At 31.5% G+C, this 19,460-nt stretch carries 19 protein-coding genes; 13 read left to right on the plus strand and 6 right to left on the minus strand.

Annotated features, from left to right (window positions below; all coding sequences use genetic code 11):
* Window positions 1-242: 242 nt before the first annotated feature.
* Entirely contained in the window at window positions 243-617 is a 375-nt protein-coding gene (locus tag EM932_RS18345; RefSeq protein ID WP_135878663.1) for a hypothetical protein, read from the minus strand.
* 134 nt (window positions 618-751) lie between these two features.
* Between EM932_RS18345 and EM932_RS18350 the strand changes: the two genes are divergently transcribed.
* The 9 genes from EM932_RS18350 (at window position 752) to EM932_RS18390 (ending at window position 8,997) form a co-directional block, all read left to right on the plus strand.
* Entirely contained in the window at window positions 752-1,612 is an 861-nt protein-coding gene (locus EM932_RS18350) for an MBL fold metallo-hydrolase (protein ID WP_135878664.1), read from the plus strand.
* 19 nt (window positions 1,613-1,631) lie between these two features.
* Window positions 1,632-3,239 carry a S8 family peptidase gene (locus EM932_RS18355; protein WP_135878665.1) on the plus strand — a complete coding sequence of 536 codons (1,608 nt, stop codon included), beginning with the start codon at window positions 1,632-1,634 and terminating at the stop codon, window positions 3,237-3,239.
* Between the two features lie 176 nt (window positions 3,240-3,415).
* Window positions 3,416-5,236, plus strand: a complete 1,821-nt coding sequence (locus EM932_RS18360; protein WP_135878666.1) for a M1 family metallopeptidase — start codon at window positions 3,416-3,418, stop codon at window positions 5,234-5,236.
* A gap of 253 nt (window positions 5,237-5,489) precedes the next feature.
* Window positions 5,490-6,053, plus strand: coding sequence for a Crp/Fnr family transcriptional regulator (locus tag EM932_RS18365; RefSeq protein ID WP_135878667.1), 564 nt, complete (start codon window positions 5,490-5,492; stop codon window positions 6,051-6,053).
* A gap of 115 nt (window positions 6,054-6,168) precedes the next feature.
* On the plus strand, window positions 6,169-6,363 hold the full coding sequence (locus tag EM932_RS18370; RefSeq protein ID WP_135878668.1) for a tautomerase family protein: 195 nt from the start codon (window positions 6,169-6,171) through the stop codon (window positions 6,361-6,363).
* 5 nt (window positions 6,364-6,368) lie between these two features.
* A complete protein-coding gene (locus EM932_RS18375) occupies window positions 6,369-7,112 on the plus strand; it encodes an SDR family NAD(P)-dependent oxidoreductase (protein ID WP_135878669.1) in 744 nt (247 codons plus the stop codon).
* Window positions 7,113-7,119: 7 nt separating this feature from the next.
* Window positions 7,120-7,491 carry a nuclear transport factor 2 family protein gene (locus tag EM932_RS18380; RefSeq protein ID WP_211344323.1) on the plus strand — a complete coding sequence of 124 codons (372 nt, stop codon included), beginning with the start codon at window positions 7,120-7,122 and terminating at the stop codon, window positions 7,489-7,491.
* 279 nt (window positions 7,492-7,770) lie between these two features.
* Window positions 7,771-8,523, plus strand: coding sequence for a helix-turn-helix domain-containing protein (locus EM932_RS18385; protein ID WP_135878670.1), 753 nt, complete (start codon window positions 7,771-7,773; stop codon window positions 8,521-8,523).
* Window positions 8,524-8,556: 33 nt separating this feature from the next.
* Entirely contained in the window at window positions 8,557-8,997 is a 441-nt protein-coding gene (locus EM932_RS18390) for a VOC family protein (protein ID WP_135878671.1), read from the plus strand.
* A 147-nt stretch (window positions 8,998-9,144) separates the two neighbouring features.
* Here the strand turns inward: EM932_RS18390 and EM932_RS18395 are convergent, their stop codons facing one another.
* The gene (locus tag EM932_RS18395) at window positions 9,145-10,335 is read right to left on the minus strand and encodes a succinylglutamate desuccinylase/aspartoacylase family protein (protein WP_135878672.1); all 1,191 of its coding nucleotides are present in this window, start codon (window positions 10,333-10,335) and stop codon (window positions 9,145-9,147) included.
* A gap of 3 nt (window positions 10,336-10,338) precedes the next feature.
* Window positions 10,339-12,189, minus strand: coding sequence for a CBS domain-containing protein (locus EM932_RS18400; protein ID WP_135878673.1), 1,851 nt, complete (start codon window positions 12,187-12,189; stop codon window positions 10,339-10,341).
* 131 nt (window positions 12,190-12,320) lie between these two features.
* Here EM932_RS18400 and rnpA point away from each other — a divergent pair, with 131 nt between their 5' ends.
* From rnpA to EM932_RS18420, 4 genes are all read left to right on the plus strand, one after another.
* On the plus strand, window positions 12,321-12,695 hold the full coding sequence (rnpA, locus tag EM932_RS18405) for a ribonuclease P protein component (protein WP_135878674.1): 375 nt from the start codon (window positions 12,321-12,323) through the stop codon (window positions 12,693-12,695).
* A 16-nt stretch (window positions 12,696-12,711) separates the two neighbouring features.
* Window positions 12,712-14,346, plus strand: a complete 1,635-nt coding sequence (locus tag EM932_RS18410; protein WP_135878675.1) for a S41 family peptidase — start codon at window positions 12,712-12,714, stop codon at window positions 14,344-14,346.
* A 68-nt stretch (window positions 14,347-14,414) separates the two neighbouring features.
* Window positions 14,415-15,269, plus strand: a complete 855-nt coding sequence (locus EM932_RS18415; RefSeq protein WP_135878676.1) for an OmpA family protein — start codon at window positions 14,415-14,417, stop codon at window positions 15,267-15,269.
* Complete coding sequence (locus tag EM932_RS18420) at window positions 15,256-16,680, plus strand: T9SS type B sorting domain-containing protein (protein WP_135878677.1); 1,425 nt, start codon at window positions 15,256-15,258, stop codon at window positions 16,678-16,680. Before EM932_RS18415 ends, EM932_RS18420 begins: the two co-directional genes overlap by 14 nt.
* 1 nt (window position 16,681) lies before the next feature.
* Here EM932_RS18420 and EM932_RS18425 read toward each other — a convergent pair whose 3' ends face one another.
* The 3 genes from EM932_RS18425 to rpiB all read right to left on the minus strand — a co-directional run bounded on the left by EM932_RS18425 (window position 16,682) and on the right by rpiB (window position 18,741).
* On the minus strand, window positions 16,682-17,125 hold the full coding sequence (locus EM932_RS18425) for a GNAT family N-acetyltransferase (protein WP_135878678.1): 444 nt from the start codon (window positions 17,123-17,125) through the stop codon (window positions 16,682-16,684).
* A gap of 99 nt (window positions 17,126-17,224) precedes the next feature.
* Window positions 17,225-18,142, minus strand: coding sequence for a cation diffusion facilitator family transporter (locus tag EM932_RS18430; protein WP_135878679.1), 918 nt, complete (start codon window positions 18,140-18,142; stop codon window positions 17,225-17,227).
* Window positions 18,143-18,306: 164 nt separating this feature from the next.
* Complete coding sequence (gene rpiB / locus EM932_RS18435) at window positions 18,307-18,741, minus strand: ribose 5-phosphate isomerase B (protein WP_135878680.1); 435 nt, start codon at window positions 18,739-18,741, stop codon at window positions 18,307-18,309.
* Window positions 18,742-19,460: the final 719 nt, after the last annotated feature.

Here is a 19,460-nt window from a genome sequence, read left to right on the forward strand (position 1 = left end):
AAAAAATATTTTATTACCTATTTTATTAAATCTTTGTCATTTCGACAGAGTGAAGAATGAACGACGAGAAATCTTAATAATTATGAGATTCCTCCTCATACTTCGTTCGGAATGACATGCTTATTTCTAAGTATTGATATCAGATAATTTATAATCAGAATTTTATCTATAACTAACTTAATAACATTGAGGTATACCTGGTAAAACCAGATATAAATTATAAAAAGTCTAAAAAAGAAGTATTACACCTGAGGCGGCGGAATTAAAATATCTTTAACTATAGTAGTAAACGTATTGTGGTAGCTCCAATTATTTTTAACCGAAATAAAGAGCTGCGCTACAGAAAAATGAGATGTGTTTTTATGAAAATAAACAGGAATGAACGCTTCGAATATGGTGTCTAAAAAGGAAGAATCTTCAGTGTCATCAATTGAATTTACAGCTAATTGATTTGCTAAATGACATTTACCGTTACATTGTAATTCTGGTTTTTCCTTATTAACACAGTAGGTTTCAATAATATAATCTATGTTTAATTGAAAATATGCTACATACCCAATATTATATGCAGGCCTTAAAGCGAAAGCAAAAAATAAAATAAACGGATATAGTTTCAATTAATATGTTAATTAGATGTAGCGTGCAAAATTAACACAAAACTTTTTCATTCAATAAATTATTTATGGAATTTTTCTTAATAAATCCTTAACAAACAAGTCTTTTTATTGCGATTTGTTTAATTTTACCGTCTATGAATTTATTTCCCATAAATGCCGGTAACCTAAAACTTGATGGTGGCGCTATGTTTGGCGTTGTACCTAAATCATTATGGCAAAAAACAAACCCCGCCGATACTAATAATATGATTGAGCTTACAACACGTTGTCTGCTTATTGAGGACGGTAACAGACTCATATTAATAGATAATGGTATGGGTAATAAACAACCTGAAAAGTTTTTTGGCTACTATCATCTTTGGGGAAATCATACTTTAGAAGGTTCTCTTAAAGCTCATGGGTTTCATCGTAATGACATTACCGATGTTTTTTTAACGCATTTACATTTTGATCATTGTGGAGGTAGTATTCAATGGAATAAAAATAAAACAGGTTACGAACCTGCTTTTAAAAATGCACACTTTTGGAGTAATAAAGATCATTGGCAGTGGGCTACACAACCCAATAGACGCGAAAAAGCATCTTTTTTAAAAGAAAACATTATCCCTATAGAAGAAAGTGGACAATTAAAATTCGCATCGCTTCCGCAAGATGATTTACTTAAAAATTCAGAACTCGGTTTCGATATCTTTTTTGCTAACGGCCATACCGATAAACAAATGATTCCTCTTATTAAATATAAAGACAAAACCATTGCTTTTATGGCAGATTTATTACCTACTGTTGGGCACTTACCTCTTCCCTATATTATGGGCTACGATACCAGACCCCTATTAACACTTAATGAAAAAGAAAAATTTCTTAACATCGCGGCCGATAATAATTATTACTTGTTTTTAGAGCACGATGCTCATAATGAAATTATTACCGTAAAAAAAACCGAAAAAGGTATTCGGCTTAAAAACATATATACAACCCAGGAAATATTTAATTAAAATAATTTAAGACTATAGTATGAGAACACTTAAGACAATAACAGCTTCTGCTTTTGCAGCTATACTAATCTCAGGATGTGGTGGAACAGCAGAAATACTGGCAACACCTGTTGAAAATATTGATAATACACCATTAAAAGTTTCAGAATTAACTGAAGCAGAAAAACACAATTGGGGCCATTTAGATTTGGTAAAGGATACCATTCCCGGAATGAGTGTTGATAAAGCTTATACTGAAATCATTAAAAACAAAAAAGGTAAAAAAGTTATTGTAGCTGTTATAGATTCTGGAATTGATATTGATCATGAAGATTTGGATGATGTGTTATGGACGAATACAAAAGAGAAGCCCAACAATGGAAAAGATGATGATGGCAATGGTTATGTAGATGATATACATGGATGGAACTTTTTAGGTGATGGATATGATGAGCAATTAGAATTTGTTAGAATTTTGGCTGCTGGAGATACAAGCAATCCAGATTATAGCAGAGCGCTATCTGAGTACGATAAAGAATATCAAAAATACACAGGCTATAAAGGAAACTACGAACAGATTTTCCAACAAATAAAATCTGCGGATGATGCCTTGACAAAACACTTTGGGAAAAAAGACTACACCAAAGAAGAAGTTAGTGCTATTAAAACAGACGATGATGCTCTTAAACAAGCCGTACAAGTAGCTCAATACATGTTTAGTAATGGTATGGATTCTTTGGCAGATGCTAAAAAAGAAATCTCAAATGGTATAGAAAGTATTAACGACAGATTAAACTATAACCTAAATAAAACATTTAAAGGACGTGTTACCGGCGATGATCCAAACGATTTATCTACCACATCTTATGGTAATGGCAATGTAAAACCAGTTAAGAAAAGTGAAAGTCATGGTACACACGTAGCGGGTATTATTGCTGCAGAACGCAATAACGGTAAAGGAGCCAATGGAGTGGCAAATAATGTGGCCATTATGAGTATAAGAACGGTACCAAATGGAGATGAATATGATAAAGATGTTGCTCTAGCTATAAGATATGCTGTAGATAATGGCGCACAAATTATAAACGGAAGTTTTGGTAAAAGTTACTCACCACATAGTGACTGGGTACGTGACGCTATAGCTTACGCAGGAAAAAAAGATGTGCTTTTTGTACACGCAGCAGGAAATGATAGTAAAAATGTTGATACAGAACCTAATTTCCCAGACGATAATGTAAATGGTCAAGAAGTTTCAGATACTTATATTAGAGTTGGTGCTTTAGCTCCAAAATATGGTTCTGGATTAGTTGCTGGTTTTTCTAACTACGGAAAACAAAACGTAGATGTTTTTGCTCCTGGTGCTAAAATATATTCTACTACGCCAGAAAACGAATACAGTACTAAAGGAGGAACTTCTATGGCTGCTCCTGCTGTTGCAGGTGTTGCTGCATTAATTCGTTCTTATTATCCAAAATTAAGTGCTGCCCAAATAAAGCAAATACTTATGGATTCTGGTTTAGCTGTAAAAACAAAAGTGGTTGTTGGTGGAAATACAGAAGATGTAAGACCTTTTGCTGATATATCAAAATCATCTAAAATGGTTAATGCATATAACGCATTAATTATGGCATCTAAAATGTCTAAATAATATTAATTTAATGAATAAAAAAGAGGCTGTTTAGAAAATATTAGCGACTAAACGTTGTCCCATCGAGCGCAGTCGAGATGTCCTAACAGTAAAGACATTTAAAAGTTCTCGACTGCGCTCGAACAGACACCAAATGTTTTCTAAACAGCCTCTTTTTTAACCCTTAATTTTACACTATGAAACGATTCCTTTTTTCTATTTTAAGCTTAAGTGTGTTTATTTCCTGTACCAGTTCAAAAAACACAACAACACAAAAAGCATCTACTGTAACTACTTCGCAAACTCAGCCCTCGCAAGTATCAAATACCTATTGGCAACAACATGTAGATTACAAAATAGAAATTGATATGGATGTAAACACCTATCAATACAAAGGAAATCAAACTTTAGTATATACTAATAATTCACCCGATGTCTTAAACCGGGTTTACTACCATTTATATTTTAATGCTTTTCAACCAGGCAGTGAAATGGATGTACGTTCTCGTACCATCGCAGATCCAGACCCAAGAGTTGGAGATAGAATTAACAAACTAAAACCTAATGAAATAGGCTATATAAAAGTCCATTCATTAAAACAAAACGGTACAGCGTTAAAGCATGAAGCGGTAGGAACTGTTTTAGAAGTTGATCTTGCAAAACCAATACAACCAGGAGAAAGCGTGACCTTTAATATGGTTTTTGATGCACAAGTTCCTGTCCAAATACGTCGCTCAGGAAGAAACAGTAAAGAAGGGGTTGCATTATCTATGACACAATGGTACCCAAAATTAGCAGAATACGATTTTGAAGGATGGCATGCCGACCCCTATATTGGACGTGAGTTTCACGGGGTTTGGGGAGACTTCGATGTTAAGTTAAGCATTGATGAAAACTATATAGTTGGTGGTACAGGTTACCTACAAAACCCAGAAGCGACAGCCAAAAATGGTAAAATAACATGGCACTATAAAGCACCAAAAGTACACGATTTTACTTGGGCTGCAGATCCAGATTATATTCACGATACTTTACAAGTTCCAGATGGTCCGTTATTACATTTCTACTATAAAAGCACTTTAGATGCTGAAAAGAAAGAAAACTGGAAAAAATTGCAACCAAAAACAGTGGAACTTATGCAATATTTTAGCAAGCATATTGGCAAATACCCTTATAAACAGTATTCTGTTATACAAGGCGGTGATGGTGGTATGGAATACGCTATGTGTACTTTAATAACAGGAAACCGTAGTTATGGAAGTTTAGTTGGTGTTACAGCACACGAAATGGCACATACCTGGTTTCAGTTTTTATTAGCTACCAATGAAGCAAAACATGAATGGATGGATGAAGGTTTTACCAGTTATATTAGTGATCTAGCCGAAAATGAAATTATGAGTCGTAATAAAAAGAGACCTATTTCTGGTGCTTATGGGAATTACATTTATTTAGCAAAGTCTGGAAAAGAACAACCACTCACCACACATGCAGATCGTTACCATTTTAATCAAGCGTATGGTATTTCAGCCTACAGTAAAGGGGCTGTATTTTTAGCTCAGTTAGGTTACATTATTGGTGAAGGCAATTTAAAGAAAACGATAAAAAGATATTTTAACGATTTTGCTTTTAAACACCCAACACCAAACAATATTATCCGTTCTGCCGAAAAAGTATCTGGCCTAGAATTAGATTGGTATTTAATGGATTTTGCACAAACGACTAATACCATCGATTATGGTGTAAAAAATATAGAAGAAAAAAACATTACTTTGGAACGCATAGGCTTGATGCCAATGCCTATTGATCTAACCGTAACTTATACGGATGGTACTATCGAAGATTTTTATATCCCATTACAAATGATGCGTGGCGAAAAACCAACCTCAGCGACTTTAAAAGCAGATTGGGCTTGGGCATTTCCAACGTATACTTTTGAAGCTTCAAAAGCCGTTAAGAGTGTTCAAATTGACCCAAAAGGGATGATGGCAGATGTGGATAAAAAGAATAATAGTAAATAGGTTTTAGACTTAAAACTTTTGAAAAATATAAGTATTTAATTATCAATAATTTGTTCTTTCAACAGAGCCTGTACTGAGTACAATCGAAGTGCTCAAAACGACAAGCGACGATATTAGTAGATTGGTGCTTAAAATGAGCTTGTAGCTACGTCGAACTCACGTTATTTAGGCAATCTCTTTTTCGTTTTTAAACAATTTGACTCTCTGAAAAATTTCAGCTACTTTCGCTTAATACCTCACATAAAACCTTAAAATGGCACATCCACTCAGACAACATATTGAAGAAATAATCAGTCTTACTGATGAAGAATTCGATTTTGTCTTGAGTCATTTTGAACAAATAAAGAAACGTAAACATCAATATATTGTTCAGGAAGGGGAGGTTGTTAATAAAGAATACTGGATAATAAAAGGCTGCTTAAAAAGCTATTTTATTGATGCTAACGGAAAAGAACATATCCTTCAATTTGGAATGGAAAACTGGTGGATTACAGATTACGAATCTTTTGTAAAACAAACCGAATCCAAAACGTTTATCGATTGTATTGAAGACAGTGAATTGCTGTATATTTCTTTCGAAAACAGAGATAAATTAACGGCTCAAATGCACAAAATGGAACGCTTTTGGGCTAAAAAGAGTAAAATGGGTCGAATTGCGCTTCAAAACAGAATTTTATCATTGTTAAAAAACTCGACTAAAGAGCAATATGATTTGCTTCTAGAACAATACCCAAAGCTTTTTCAGCGGGTTCCTAAAAAAATGATTGCAGCTTATCTAGGCGTTTCCAGAGAAACACTCAGCAGGTTAAATTCCTAATACTTATCCTTTTTCATAAAAGTGATGTACATCACTTTAAAGAAGTGACATAGCTCCTTCTTAATATTCTCATAGCAATGCACCTTTGTATGACCATTAATTTAATAAAAAGGTTATGCCATACATTAACATTAAAGTTACTGACGAGCAAGTAACACAAGAACAAAAACGTCAATTAATAGCAGGTGCTACACAGCTAGTCGTTGATATACTTAACAAAAACCCAAAAACAACACATGTCGTTATTGACGAAGTACCCGTCGAGAATTGGGGTGTCAATGGGAAACAATATTTAGGAACTAAAAAATAAAAACCATGGAAAACAAAACAGTAATTATTACAGGCGCATCTTCAGGAATTGGTAAAGAAATTGCAAAACACTTTATAGCACGAAAAAGTAATGTCATAATGAATTCTTCAAACAAAGACAACTTAAAAAAGGCTTACAAAGCGCTTGATTCTCCTTTAAACGCAGCCTATTTAGCTGGAGATATTAGTAAACAAGAAACAGGGCAGAAGCTTGTTGCTTTGGCTTTAGAAAAATTCAAATCTGTAGATGTTCTAATCAATAACGCAGGCGTATTTTCTCCAAAGCCTTTTTTAGATGTGAAAGAAACAGATTTAGACTTCTATTGGAATGTAAACTTAAAAGGCACCTACTTTACGTCTCAAGCAGTCATTCCACAAATGATTAAACAACAAAATGGTTCTATAATAAACATAGGAACCGTTTTAGTAGAACATGCTATAGATGGATTTCCGGCAACAGCACCACTAACAAGTAAAGGAGCTATTCATTCTTTAACAAGACAATTGGCAGCAGAGTTTGGGAAGAACAATATAAAAGTTAATACCATAGCTCCAGGTATCATAAGAAGCCCATTACAAGGAAAAATAGGTGTTGAAGATGCAGACAGTTTAGCGGGGCTGCACTTACTAAACAGAATTGGAGAAGCTAATGAAATAGCCGAAGCAGCTTATTATTTAGCAACATCAACTTTTGTAACAGGAGAAACTATTAACGTAGCGGGTGGGCACACTGTAGGACATGCTATTTAAAAAAAACATGATGTATAAAGAGACTATAAAAGCAATCGAAAATTTAATCACCAATTACTTTGAGGGCATTTATAACGGAGACGTTACCAAACTGGAATCCTGCTTTCATGAAAACACGTATCTCTTTGGGGATATTAAAGGGGTTGATTATTTAAAAAGTATAAACGAATACCTTAAAGACGTTAAAAACAGGCAAAGCCCTAATGATTTAAACGAACCTTTTAACATGAAAATTATAGGTATCGATATTATGGGTAAAATTGCCATGGTGAAATTACACGTCCCTATGCTGGGTTATAATTATTATGACTATCTATCTCTAGCTAAAATTAAAGATGCGTGGAAAATCGTAAATAAGATATTTACTCATGCAGAATAAATAAATTAATGAATAAAGCTAATTAAGTGTAAGCCATTAAAGCTTACGCTTTTTTAATACTTTTACCTGTTGTGCATTATTATTTATATACCCATGTTAATTGGAAAAGAATGGGCTGCAGTAATCTTTTTCTTTTTCAAATTTTAAATATACTTTAAGGCTGGTATTTTTAAAAGCGTAATACAAGCCCTAGACATACAATTATATTTAACAATAAGTAAATGTTATTAAACCATTTCAGATTATTAAATTGTAGTCTATACCTATACAAAAACTGAAATGAAATATAAGGAAAACAAGAGACAAAGGGGTTTATCACATGTCGTTAAATGTTTTTGGGAATACGACAACCTTGATAATTTAAAAGAAACTGAATATACAATTATTCCTGATGGTTATTTCGACTTAATTTGTGTAATAGACAACAATAACAAGCTCTTAAATGTTTTTTTAACTGGAATTTGGACACAACCCGTTAATACACAAATAAAAAGGAAAACGAAACTGTTCGGGATTCGATTTAAATTAATGGCAGCAGAATACATTTTTAAACAATCAATAAGCGCTATTTTAAATACACAATCTGACTTACCAATTGACTTTTTAGGAATACAAAATGCACAGCTCCACTCACTCAATGCATTCGCTCAAGAGATGACTCAAAAATTAAATTTAGGGTTGAAAACTCTAAAAGAAATCGATAACAGAAAATTGAATTTATTTAAACTTATTTATAAAAGTCAAGGTGATTTAACCGTAAAAACTATTTCGGAAACCATACTTTGGAGTAGTCGACAAATAAACCGATATTTTAATCAGCAATATGGCTTTTCCTTAAAAACATATTTAAATATTTTAAAATGTCATGCGTCTTACTCAGGAATTGCAAACGGTGAATTATTTCCAACTAAAAATTATTTTGACCAACCCCATTTCATAAAAGAAATAAAGAGATACACAGGGGCTACACCCAAAGAATTATACCAAAATAAGAACGACCGATTTTTACAATTATTTACTCTTGGTGAATAATAACTTTGTGCTTATTAACTAAAACATTATAGTATGAAGGTAAATAAGCTAACACCAAATTTAGAAGTAAAAGATATTAAAGAGGTGGTACAATTTTATAATACTATTTTAGGGTTTACACTTATAATGGCAGTACCAGACACACAAGATGGTGTTGAACAATCTATTGATGAAGGGAAGCAATATGTATATGCATTAATGTCTAAAGACCATGTAGAAATCATGTTTCAGCGTACAGATACCTTTAAAAAAGATATCGCCATGTTAAAAGACTTAACTATTGGCGCATCTGCTACTTTTTATATGGAAATTGAAGGATTAGATGGGTTTTATAATGAAATAAAAAATAAAGTTTCTGAAAAGACAGAACCAAAAACGGCCTGGTACGGCATGAGGGAGTTTTATGTAAAAGACCCTAATGGCTATGTGCTTGGGTTTGCAGAAAAATTAGAGGATGAAGACATTTTAAGTTAGCGCATCTTGTTTAAGAGTTCAAGATGCCACTTCGAATTTTAATTTTGGTTTCATAAATTTGTTTTTAAGTGAATAAAATGGGCTTTAAATCCCGAATTTCTAATTTGAGTTTTATCATAAACGGAAAAGATAGACTAAAACCAAACCCTAATACCAAGGCTCCTTTTTATACATTCTTGTTTTAGCAATACGCTCACGATTGTAAATCCTTAAATGAGTTCTTGTAAATCGTTTGTTTCTATACCCCAGCAAATGAAAAAACGATTTAACAAAAAATCTGGCAACTTTTAAATTTACCTGTAAAACACCTTCGTTTTTCTTTAACCAGGAAACACCCGGTAAGGCTACTAATAAGTTATCAAACTTAATGCGCCTTAAAAGAGTTGATAGTTTTAAATAAAAAGGGTTTATACGTCTTATAATAAAAAAACCTTCTACCCCTTTTGTTTGATATAAAGGCATAAAAATACGGCCATAATACTTTGTTTTTAATTGTCTACCATTACTCACAGCTACTGGTTTGCCTTTATCAATGGCTTGAAAACTTTTAAACCCATTTATCATGGTAAAGGTTTCGTGGGATTGTATCTTATGAAGATAAATAACTTCAAAAACATCAGAAACATTGGCTGCTTGTGTTTTTAACTGTTTATAATAGTCTGAATAATTGGTTACATAATCTGCTTTTAAAATACCAGAGAACACTAAAGCTAAATAAATAAACGCAATATGGTTTGTAATCGAACTTAAATCGTCGTGCTGTCCAGATTCAAAACCCAAAGACACATAGCCCAATTCGTTTATATAACTTAATAATGGCCCATTTAAATATTCTTCAATCCCTAATACAATAGGCACCGGAAACTGTTTGGAAAACTTTCGGTTTATCAACGCATCGTTAATGGTTACAAAGGGCAAGGTTTTGCTCGAAGTTGTATGCAGGTCTATGAAATAAAAGGGCGGTTTTTCGGTTTCTAAAATGGCATTTAAAATATTTAAAAGCTCTAATAACTCAGCTTCATCATCATTTAAAACAGGTTTCTTTTTAATAGTTTCTATACGCTCTTTAGTCCAGAGTCGGTTTAAATCTTCTTTAAGATATCTTTGATGTAATTCAAGTGCTTTCAAATTACCTAAAATAGCATAAATAGTACCTTCTGCCTCTAATGGGTTAATAGCTTCTAAAGTTTCTTTTAAAGCAAAAACCCCTGAAGTTTCATTACCATGAATACCACCAAAAAACACCATAGTTGGTCCTGATTTTGACCCTTTAATTTTACCAAGTATTCTGCTTACAATGACATTGCTATCTCTTGCTTTACTGTATACATCAACCATGAATTAAAAATCGTTTCTTGTAATTAAGCCTACTAATTTGTTTTGTTTTACTACTGGAAGGCACCCTATATTATTTTTCTCCATGAGTTCTTTTGCGGCTTCAACGGGCATGTACTCGTGAGTTGTAACAACATCCGTTTTCATTATTTTATTAACGGCATCGTTTTGTTGTTTTGGTTGTTCTAGATACGATGTAACATCTGTCCAGCTTATTAAACCAACCAATTCCCTATCGTTATTTATAACAGGCATGTGGTGTATGTTTTTCCACTTCATAATATTTAAAACCAATTCAACACTGTCTTTTTTGTTGACAGAAAAAATATCAGAATTCATAATATGCTTTACAATATGGTGGTATTTAATGGGTAACTCGGTACTTTCAAGCACTTTGCCCCAAGTAGAAACTGGATATCCTTTCTCTTGCTTCTCATACATTTTAGAGGTTAATATCTGCATAGCTTTAAAGCGTTTATGATTTTTTAATAATCGTCTGTAATTTCTAACTAACCACTCTGAACCACTATAAGACTGCACTCTGTTTTCAATAACTCTTAAATAATATTCTGCATCTTTTGGTGTCACTCCAACGCTATATAAACCTCTGTATGCCATGGGTAGAAGTTCATCTAATATTAAATTGTAGCTGGCAACATACCTTCCGTTCCAATAAAATTGAGCTGCCATGCCATAGCGTGCTGCATTAAAAAAGTTTGATTTTACATCTTTAAAATCCCATTGCTTATGAATGTTATTATACTTTTTAGGTTTCCCTAACATAACCCCCACCCAAAATGCCATATTTGCAATTTCATCTGTTAGTGTTGGTCCGGAAGGAATGTATCTGTTTTCTATTCTTAAGTTTGGTCTGCCATCTGTTTTTCCATAGCAAACCCGATTCCACGGATAAACAGTACCGTTATGTAAGCCCAAAGCTCTTAACCCTGGCATTTCGTTATTGTTTAGCATATCTACACTATCTTTAATAAAATCGGTGGTGATAAAACTCCTAAACCTGGAGATATTGTCTTTAAAAATATCTGTTACAGACCCCGTTTGCCATTTGTTACCAAAGCTAACCCGAGATTGTTTTTCATTCAATAAATAAGAATTCGCCCTGGTATCGATACTTTGCGTAAATAGCGCTATTCGGGTTTCACTCCAAAGTTCTTTTCCAAACAGTAATGGCGAATTGGTACATGCGCTTAAAACAGGTCCAGAAATAGCTTGTGCCCAGTTATAATTATCTACGAAAGTTTTCGGGTTTAATTGTAAATGCATTTGAAAACTGGTGTTGCAACCTTCTAACATAACCGAATCGTGCAATAAGTTTAATTCATCTGATCCTTTAATATGAATGTCAAAATTTTGTTGTCTAATCCCTTTAATGGCATCATTTAAAACAGAATAGCGTTCCACATTAGTCATATGCTGCTCATTAGCATTATTAATAGAAAGCGATGGTAAAATACCTGTTAGTATTATTTTAATGCCTTTTTTTGACGCGGCTTTTTTTGCCTTTTCCATTAACATCTCTAATTGCTTGTGCAATTGTGAAAAACAGGTATCCCCCAATGGCAAAACATCCAGGTTTATCTCAAGATTGTAATTGCTGATCTCTGTTGTAAAATGATCGTCATCAATATCTTTTAAAAGTTCTAAAGATTTACTTTCCGGTAAAAATTCATTGTTAACTAAACAAAACTCTTGTTCGGCGCCTATTCTAAAAACACCTTCTTCAATAATGTCTTTTTCAATCATTAAATCAAGTGCTTTAATATCGTTTAATAAATGATATATATAATTAGCCCGATCTTTTTTAGTCTTTAGCTTTGTAACATTTAAATCGCCCATTTTATAATGTTTAACCTTTTAAACTATTAAATTACTGAAGTTCAACGATTTTAAATATGATTTTTATCATGCATAGCAATTGCTAGTGGGTGTTAATTGTTATTGTTATTTTTGTAGTCATATTTTTATTTATGTCTGAGTCATATCCTAAAAAAGAAAAACTTAAAAGTAAAAAGCTTATTGAACAATTGTTTAGTGAAGGACAATCTGTTTCGGTTTTTCCTTTACGTTTAGTTTATTTTAAAACAGTTTTTGATGATAATATTATAGCCAAAACGGGGGTTTCTGTAAGTAAGCGAAATTTTAAAACCGCCGTTGATAGAAATCGCATAAAACGTCTATTAAGAGAAGTTTACAGGCTGAACAAAACCATGTATTTTAACAACATTACAACACAATATGCGTTTATGATTTTGTACATTGGCAAAGACAAACCAACCATAACCCAAATAGAGTCTAAAATGAAACATTTGTTTGAAAAATTTTCCAGCAAAGTTTCAGAATAAATAAAATACTTCCATTATGAAGAATTTACTAAAAAAGAGAATCATAATACCTATACTGGCATTTACCGTATTTTTTACTGGAACTGCTTTTAAAAATGATTTTTTCGAAATAGCCAAACAAATAGAAATATTTACTACGCTTTTTAAAGAGCTCAACATGAATTATGTTGATGAAACAAACCCTGGTGATTTAATGGATACTGCTATTAAGAGTATGTTAGCAGATTTAGATCCGTACACCAATTTTATGAACGAACAAGATGTTGAAGCAGCCAGAATTAATAATACGGGTGATTATACGGGTATAGGAGCCAGAGTTAAAACATTTAAAGATAAATTGGTTATTATAGAACCCTACAAAGATTATCCGGCAGATAAGGCAGGTTTAAAGGCGGGTGACGAAATTATTAAAGTTGGCGATATTGTTATTGAAACTTATAAAGAAAATACAGGTGATTTATTAAAAGGAGCTTCAGATACATCTGTAGAGGTTACTTATAAACGCCAGGGTAAAACACATACGGCTACTATAAAAAGGGCTGAAGTAGAAATTAAGGCCGTACCACACTTTTCGATGGTTAACAATAAAACAGGCTATATTGTTTTAAGTAGATTTAATAATAAAGCACATTATGAAACTAATTATGCTTTGCGTGATTTAAAGGCTCAGGGAGCAGAACGCATTATTTTGGATTTAAGAGGAAACCCTGGTGGACTTCTTAATGAAGCTATTAAAATTGTAAATCTTTTTGTGCCAAAAGGTCAACTGGTGGTAACCACAAAATCTAAGGTTAAAAAATATAATAAAACCTATTATACGCAAAGTGAACCCATTGATACCGAAATACCTTTAGTGGTTTTAATTGATGGTAATAGTGCTTCTGCAAGTGAAATTGTATCTGGCTCTTTACAAGATTTAGATCGTGCTGTTATTGTAGGTGCCAGAAGTTTTGGAAAAGGTTTGGTACAACGCCCTAAACAACTTACTTATGGAACGCAGGTTAAAATAACCATTTCAAGATATTATACACCTTCTGGTAGATGTATTCAGTCTTTAGATTATTGGAATAGAAATGAAAAAGGGGAAGCGGTTCGTGTAAAACAAGAAAACTACAACGAGTTTAAAACCAAAAACGGTCGTAAAGTATTTGATGGTGGTGGTGTGTTTCCAGATGTTATTTTTAATGCTTCTAAAAATTCAGCCATCACTAATGCCATAGTAAATAGTGACTTAGTATTTAACTATGGTACAGATTACTATTATAAAAATAATCTAACGGACATTAATGGTTTAAAGCTTTCGGATACGGACTTTTCAAATTTTAAAAACTATTTAAAAACTAATAAGTTTTCTTTTAACACAGATACAGAAAAAACGCTCTATAAAGCTTTTGAAGCTGCGACCAAAGAAGAATTAAATGATAATATTGAAAAGGACTTTAATACCTTAATTACTAATTTAAAGTTGGCCAAGACCAGTGTTATAGACGAGAACAAAGATTATTTATTGGAATTATTAACTGAAGATATAGTAAAAAGATATGTTTACAGAGAGGGATTGTATGAGTATTATAAAGTAAACGATCCTAGAATAAAAAAAGCGACAGAAATACTTAGTAATACAACTACATATCTCAATTACCTAAAGTAATATTTACTTATTTCTATATTACAAAAAAATTAAAAATAGTATCTTTATACCTGTTCTATTACCCCGCTATGAATAAATTATTGGTATTAATTTTAATAACGTTAAACACTGCATTTTCATTCTCTCAAAAAGAATTAAAGCATGAAGTCTACTTTGATACGGATAAATACAATCTGCCACCAACAGAAAAAAACCGTTTACTTCTTTTTATTTCAACGTTAACAGATATAGATATTGAAGCCATTTCTATATTTGGGTTCTGTGACGATATTGGTGCAGATACTTATAATTTAAAACTATCTCAACAACGTGCAGATGCTATAAAATCTATTTTTTCCAGCAATGAAATAAGTGATGAATTAATTACAAATGTTGATGGAAAAGGAGAAATCTTATTAAAGATCGTAGAAGAAAAAAATCTACTAAAAATAAGAGGTTTAAACCGAAAAGTAGAAATTATAGTAACACCAAAAAAACCAAAGCCTAAACCTGTTGAAAAAAAGCCTGTTGCAAAAGTTCCTAAAAAGAAAGATACTCCTGAGATTATAAAAGGGGACCTTAAAGTTGGTGATAAAATAGTTTTTGAAAATATTTTATTTAAAACAGGTTACAGCACCGTAACATATGGGTCTAAAAAAACACTGGAATCTATTGCAAAAGCACTTGTAGAACGTGAAGATATTTATTTTACCATTCAAGGGCATGTATGCTGTACGCAATACAGTAGAGATGCCGTAGATAGAAAGACCAAAAAACGCAACCTATCTGAAGCTCGGGCAAAATATGTTTATGACTATTTTGCAAAAAAGGGGGTTGATAAAAAACGCATGCGTCATTTAGGGATGCGCCGAAAATTTCCGCTTGGCGGTGATCCAAAATACGACAGACGGGTTGAAATATTAATAACCTATGTGGGTAAATAGAAAATACTTCTGCAGTTTAATCTTTGTATTACTAAGTTGCATTGGTATTTCTCAAACATTTGTTCCAGATGATAGTTTTGAACAAAAATTAATAAATCTAGGTTACGATTCCGGTCCTTTAGATGATTTTGTACCAACTGCAAATATAAGCGGTATTACAGATTTAAATATTGATTTTGATATTGTTGATGGCTTGATTATATCAGATCTTACAGGTATTGAAGACTTTTCTGCATTAGAAACACTTAGTTGTCAATCTAACAATCTTACAAGCATAGACGTTACACAAAACACAAATCTATCTCAGTTATTTTGCGGTAATAATCAACTAACCAGCTTAGATGTTACACAAAATTCAAGTTTACGAATTTTATGGTGTAATTCTAATCAAATAGCCAATCTAAATGTCACTCAAAATTCTAATTTGATTTCATTAAGATGTGAAAATAATCTGCTTACAAATTTAGATGTGACTCAAAACCCTAGATTGAATGTTTTTGTTTGTGAAAATAACCAAATTACGTCATTAAATGTATCTCAAAATAGTACACTAAATAGATTTCAATGTGGTAATAATCTATTAATCAATCTAAACGTTTCTAATAATTTAAGTTTGACTTTTTTTACCTGTGAAAATAATCAACTAACCAGTTTAGAGCTTTCTGTAAATACCCAACTCGCAAACTTAAATTGTGCTCTTAATCAATTAACAGAATTAAATCTATCTAATAATTCCAATTTAACAGAACTGAATTGTAGTAATAATAACTTGTGTAGATTAAATATTAGAAATGGTAATAATGGCAATATTACTTTAATGGATTTTAGGTCTAATCCTGATTTAAATTGTGTTGTTGTTGACAACCCTTCTGGGAATCATTCAACCTGGCTGCCAGTTACTTTTTCTAATTACATAGCATCTCAAAATGATTGCAGTAATTTTGTTAATGTAGATTCACTTGACAATGTGGTAACTAGTACTTCTTATACTTTGCCTGCTCTAACAAATGGGACTTATTTTATGCAATCTGGAGGGAATGGTATACAACTTAATACCGGAGATACTATTACAAGTTCACAAACTATTTATATTTATAACGAAACCACTTGTGATAATAATGAGTCTAGTTTTAGTGTGCTAATTATCGATGAAGATTATTACATTCCCAAATACTTCACGCCTAATAACGATGGCAGCCATGATTTTTGGCAAGTTTTCGATACTAATAACTCGATTAAAATGACTCATATTTTTGATAAGTATGGTAAACTTTTAAAATCATTACCTCCAAACTCTCTTGGTTGGAATGGTACTTTTAATGGACATCCCTTGAGTACTGATGATTACTGGTACGCGATCACTCTTAACTCTGGTGAGGTTATCAGAGGCCATTTTGCTTTAAAACGCTAATTCATTCTTTAATCATGGCAATGTGTGGAATATCATCTTCTAAATATTCCCCTCCAATAGCTTTAAAGCCTAAATTAGTATAGAATTTTGTTAAATATACTTGAGCCGATATTTTTATTAAAGATGTATTAAAATGTTCTGAAATAGCTTTAATAGATGCTTCCATGATGTTATAACCATATTTATAAGCACGTTCGCTTTTAATTACCACAACTCTGCCAATACTAGGTTCTTTAAAATAATCTCCTGGTTTAAAAATACGCGTATAAGCCACTAGTTTTTCTTCTTTAAAACCTAAAACATGTAGTGCTTTTTGATCTTTTCCATCAATATCTTGATACACACAATCTTGCTCAACTACAAATACTTCACTTCGTAATTGTAATAAACTATACAGTTCTAGTTTAGTTAATTCTTCGAATGTTTTTACTTCTATTTCTAACATATTTTATCTGTCATTCGAAGGAATAAGAGACTTAACAATCTTATCATTTTAATTTTAACAGATTCTTCAGTCGTACCTCCTTCTGAATAACACTTATTATCAATCCTGTACAATCACATCTTTAACATCATCCTTACCAAATTCTGGCTGAATATTTACGTGATTAATATCATATTTATTGAATACTAAGTATTCAATTTCATGTAAAATAACATCAAATTGAGATAAGGTAATATCATTATTAAAATCAATATGTGCTTCTAAATGAATTTCTTCTTCATTTAGCTGCCAAACATGAACATGATGTACATTTTTAATACTATCAAAAGCATTGATTTCAGCTACTATTTGTTTTAAAGGAATATCATCCGGAGTAAATAACATTAAAACTTTTGTAGATCTTTTTAATAAATCAAAACCCATCCAAATTAAATAAAGTGCTATCACAAATGTTAATACACTATCTACCCAATATAACTCATAATATTTCATTAACAAACCGCCTATTAGTACAGCTACACTAGCCATCATATCTGTTAATAAATGCAGATAAGCGCTTTTCATATTCATATTTGCCTTAGAATCTTTTTTTAATAAAAGCACACTAAAACCATTAGCTACGATTCCTAAAAGGGATAACCAAATAACTAAATTAGATTCTATTTCTTCTGGATTTTGAAATCTTTTTATAGCCTCAATTATTAATAAAATAGCAACAATTATTAAAGTAGCTGCATTTATAAATGCAGCTAAAATTTCTGCTCGTTTATAACCAAATGTTCTGTGAATAGACGCTTTTTTTTTCGATAATTTATTAGCTACATAACTTATAATTAAAGAGAGTACATCACTAAAATTATGTAAGGCATCACTTAATAACGCTAAACTACCAGAAACAATACCTCCTACTACTTGCGCAATAGTAATAAGTATATTTAATAAAATTGATATAAAAAGATTACGTCCTTTTAGGTCGTTATGAGAATGAGAGTGATTATGAGTATGTGAATGACCCATTTATACCAATTTAAATTATAGAATAATGCATAAAGAAATTGAATTATTTTTAGTTATAATAAGACAAAAATCTAAAGCATAGCCTTAGTTACGGTTTCTATTTTTAACGAAATTATAGCAAAAAAGAAACGATTTATATGTGTTATTATATATTTTGATTGGTATTAACAAGATAACGGAATTTTATCTATTCTATTTTGATGTCTACCGCCTTCAAATTCCGTATTTAAAAATGTTTCTACCATTTGCAACGCTTGTGGAATAGCGGTATAACGAGCAGGAATACATAATATATTGGCATCATTATGTTGTCTTATAAGTTCAACAATTTCTTTAGTCCAACACAAACCGGCACGCACTTGTTGGTATTTGTTAGCTGTCATAGCAACACCATTAGCACTACCACAAATTAAAATGCCAAAATCTACTTTTTTATTCTCAACATCTTGAGCTACCGGATGTACAAAATCTGGATAATCTACACTATCATTTGCATCGGTTCCGTAGTTATTAACCGTGTAACCTTTTCCTTCTAAATAGTCTTTAATAGCAAATTTATAATCTGTTCCTGCGTGATCGTTTCCTATAGAAATTGTCATGATTTTATTATCTTGTTTTATAAGGTATAAAGGTACTAACTATATATTAAAAATCATTCATGTCTTTTGTTAGATAATATGATAGCTTCACTATTAGAATAAAGAACAAAGGCTTGTGTGTAACTAACTTACAAACAGAATTATTCATTCAGGTTAGCTTATCTTTAAATTAAATAAGCTTGATTATCATACTTTTACAAATGAATATAATTTCAAACTAAACTTAAAAATTTATGTTAATTACTCTTATTAACGATGTGTGTTATTTTATTCATTACTTGTTAATAAGTGTTCATTACTTTCTAAAAGAAAAATATTGTTATTCCATTTATTTTTTCAATCAAAAACTAACATGACATTACCAAAAATTTAAATTATTTTTTTTGGCAATGTTATTAGACTAAAAATATTAGATATGAACATGAAAATTAAATATAGTTATTAGAAAAAGTGGTTCGTTTTAGTTGTTAACAACTGTGAATATAAAATTTAAAATCATTAAAAATGAACCTATTAAAATAAATTCAATTGTTAATTAACTATTAATAGAACGTAAATTAATTATTATCAAAATAAAACTTAAAAAAGTTATCCTAGCTATTAACACCCTATAATAACCACCATTATTTTTTTAAATTTTAAAAAGAAAATAGTAATATAATATATAATGTGGATAACTCTGTTTTTTTATTTAAATACTCCAATTTTTTCAAAATGTA

It is taken from the genome of Flavivirga rizhaonensis (genome assembly GCF_004791695.1).
GTDB classification, from domain to species: domain Bacteria; phylum Bacteroidota; class Bacteroidia; order Flavobacteriales; family Flavobacteriaceae; genus Flavivirga; species Flavivirga rizhaonensis.

Bases quoted from the DNA above. Each gene is read 5' to 3' on its own strand.
- EM932_RS18350 (WP_135878664.1), top strand. From the start codon at position 752: ATGAATTTATTTCCCATAAATGCCGGTAACCTAAAACTTGATGGTGGC.
- EM932_RS18355 (WP_135878665.1), top strand. From the start codon at position 1,632: ATGAGAACACTTAAGACAATAACAGCTTCTGCTTTTGCAGCTATACTA.
- EM932_RS18360 (WP_135878666.1), top strand. From the start codon at position 3,416: ATGAAACGATTCCTTTTTTCTATTTTAAGCTTAAGTGTGTTTATTTCC.
- EM932_RS18365 (WP_135878667.1), top strand. From the start codon at position 5,490: ATGGCACATCCACTCAGACAACATATTGAAGAAATAATCAGTCTTACT.
- EM932_RS18370 (WP_135878668.1), top strand. From the start codon at position 6,169: ATGCCATACATTAACATTAAAGTTACTGACGAGCAAGTAACACAAGAA.
- EM932_RS18375 (WP_135878669.1), top strand. From the start codon at position 6,369: ATGGAAAACAAAACAGTAATTATTACAGGCGCATCTTCAGGAATTGGT.
- EM932_RS18380 (WP_211344323.1), top strand. From the start codon at position 7,120: ATGATGTATAAAGAGACTATAAAAGCAATCGAAAATTTAATCACCAAT.
- EM932_RS18385 (WP_135878670.1), top strand. From the start codon at position 7,771: ATGAAATATAAGGAAAACAAGAGACAAAGGGGTTTATCACATGTCGTT.
- EM932_RS18390 (WP_135878671.1), top strand. From the start codon at position 8,557: ATGAAGGTAAATAAGCTAACACCAAATTTAGAAGTAAAAGATATTAAA.
- EM932_RS18395 (WP_135878672.1), bottom strand. From the start codon at position 10,335: ATGGTTGATGTATACAGTAAAGCAAGAGATAGCAATGTCATTGTAAGC.
- EM932_RS18400 (WP_135878673.1), bottom strand. From the start codon at position 12,189: ATGGGCGATTTAAATGTTACAAAGCTAAAGACTAAAAAAGATCGGGCT.
- rnpA (WP_135878674.1), top strand. From the start codon at position 12,321: ATGTCTGAGTCATATCCTAAAAAAGAAAAACTTAAAAGTAAAAAGCTT.
- EM932_RS18410 (WP_135878675.1), top strand. From the start codon at position 12,712: ATGAAGAATTTACTAAAAAAGAGAATCATAATACCTATACTGGCATTT.
- EM932_RS18415 (WP_135878676.1), top strand. From the start codon at position 14,415: ATGAATAAATTATTGGTATTAATTTTAATAACGTTAAACACTGCATTT.
- EM932_RS18420 (WP_135878677.1), top strand. From the start codon at position 15,256: ATGTGGGTAAATAGAAAATACTTCTGCAGTTTAATCTTTGTATTACTA.
- EM932_RS18425 (WP_135878678.1), bottom strand. From the start codon at position 17,125: ATGTTAGAAATAGAAGTAAAAACATTCGAAGAATTAACTAAACTAGAA.
- EM932_RS18430 (WP_135878679.1), bottom strand. From the start codon at position 18,142: ATGGGTCATTCACATACTCATAATCACTCTCATTCTCATAACGACCTA.
- rpiB (WP_135878680.1), bottom strand. From the start codon at position 18,741: ATGACAATTTCTATAGGAAACGATCACGCAGGAACAGATTATAAATTT.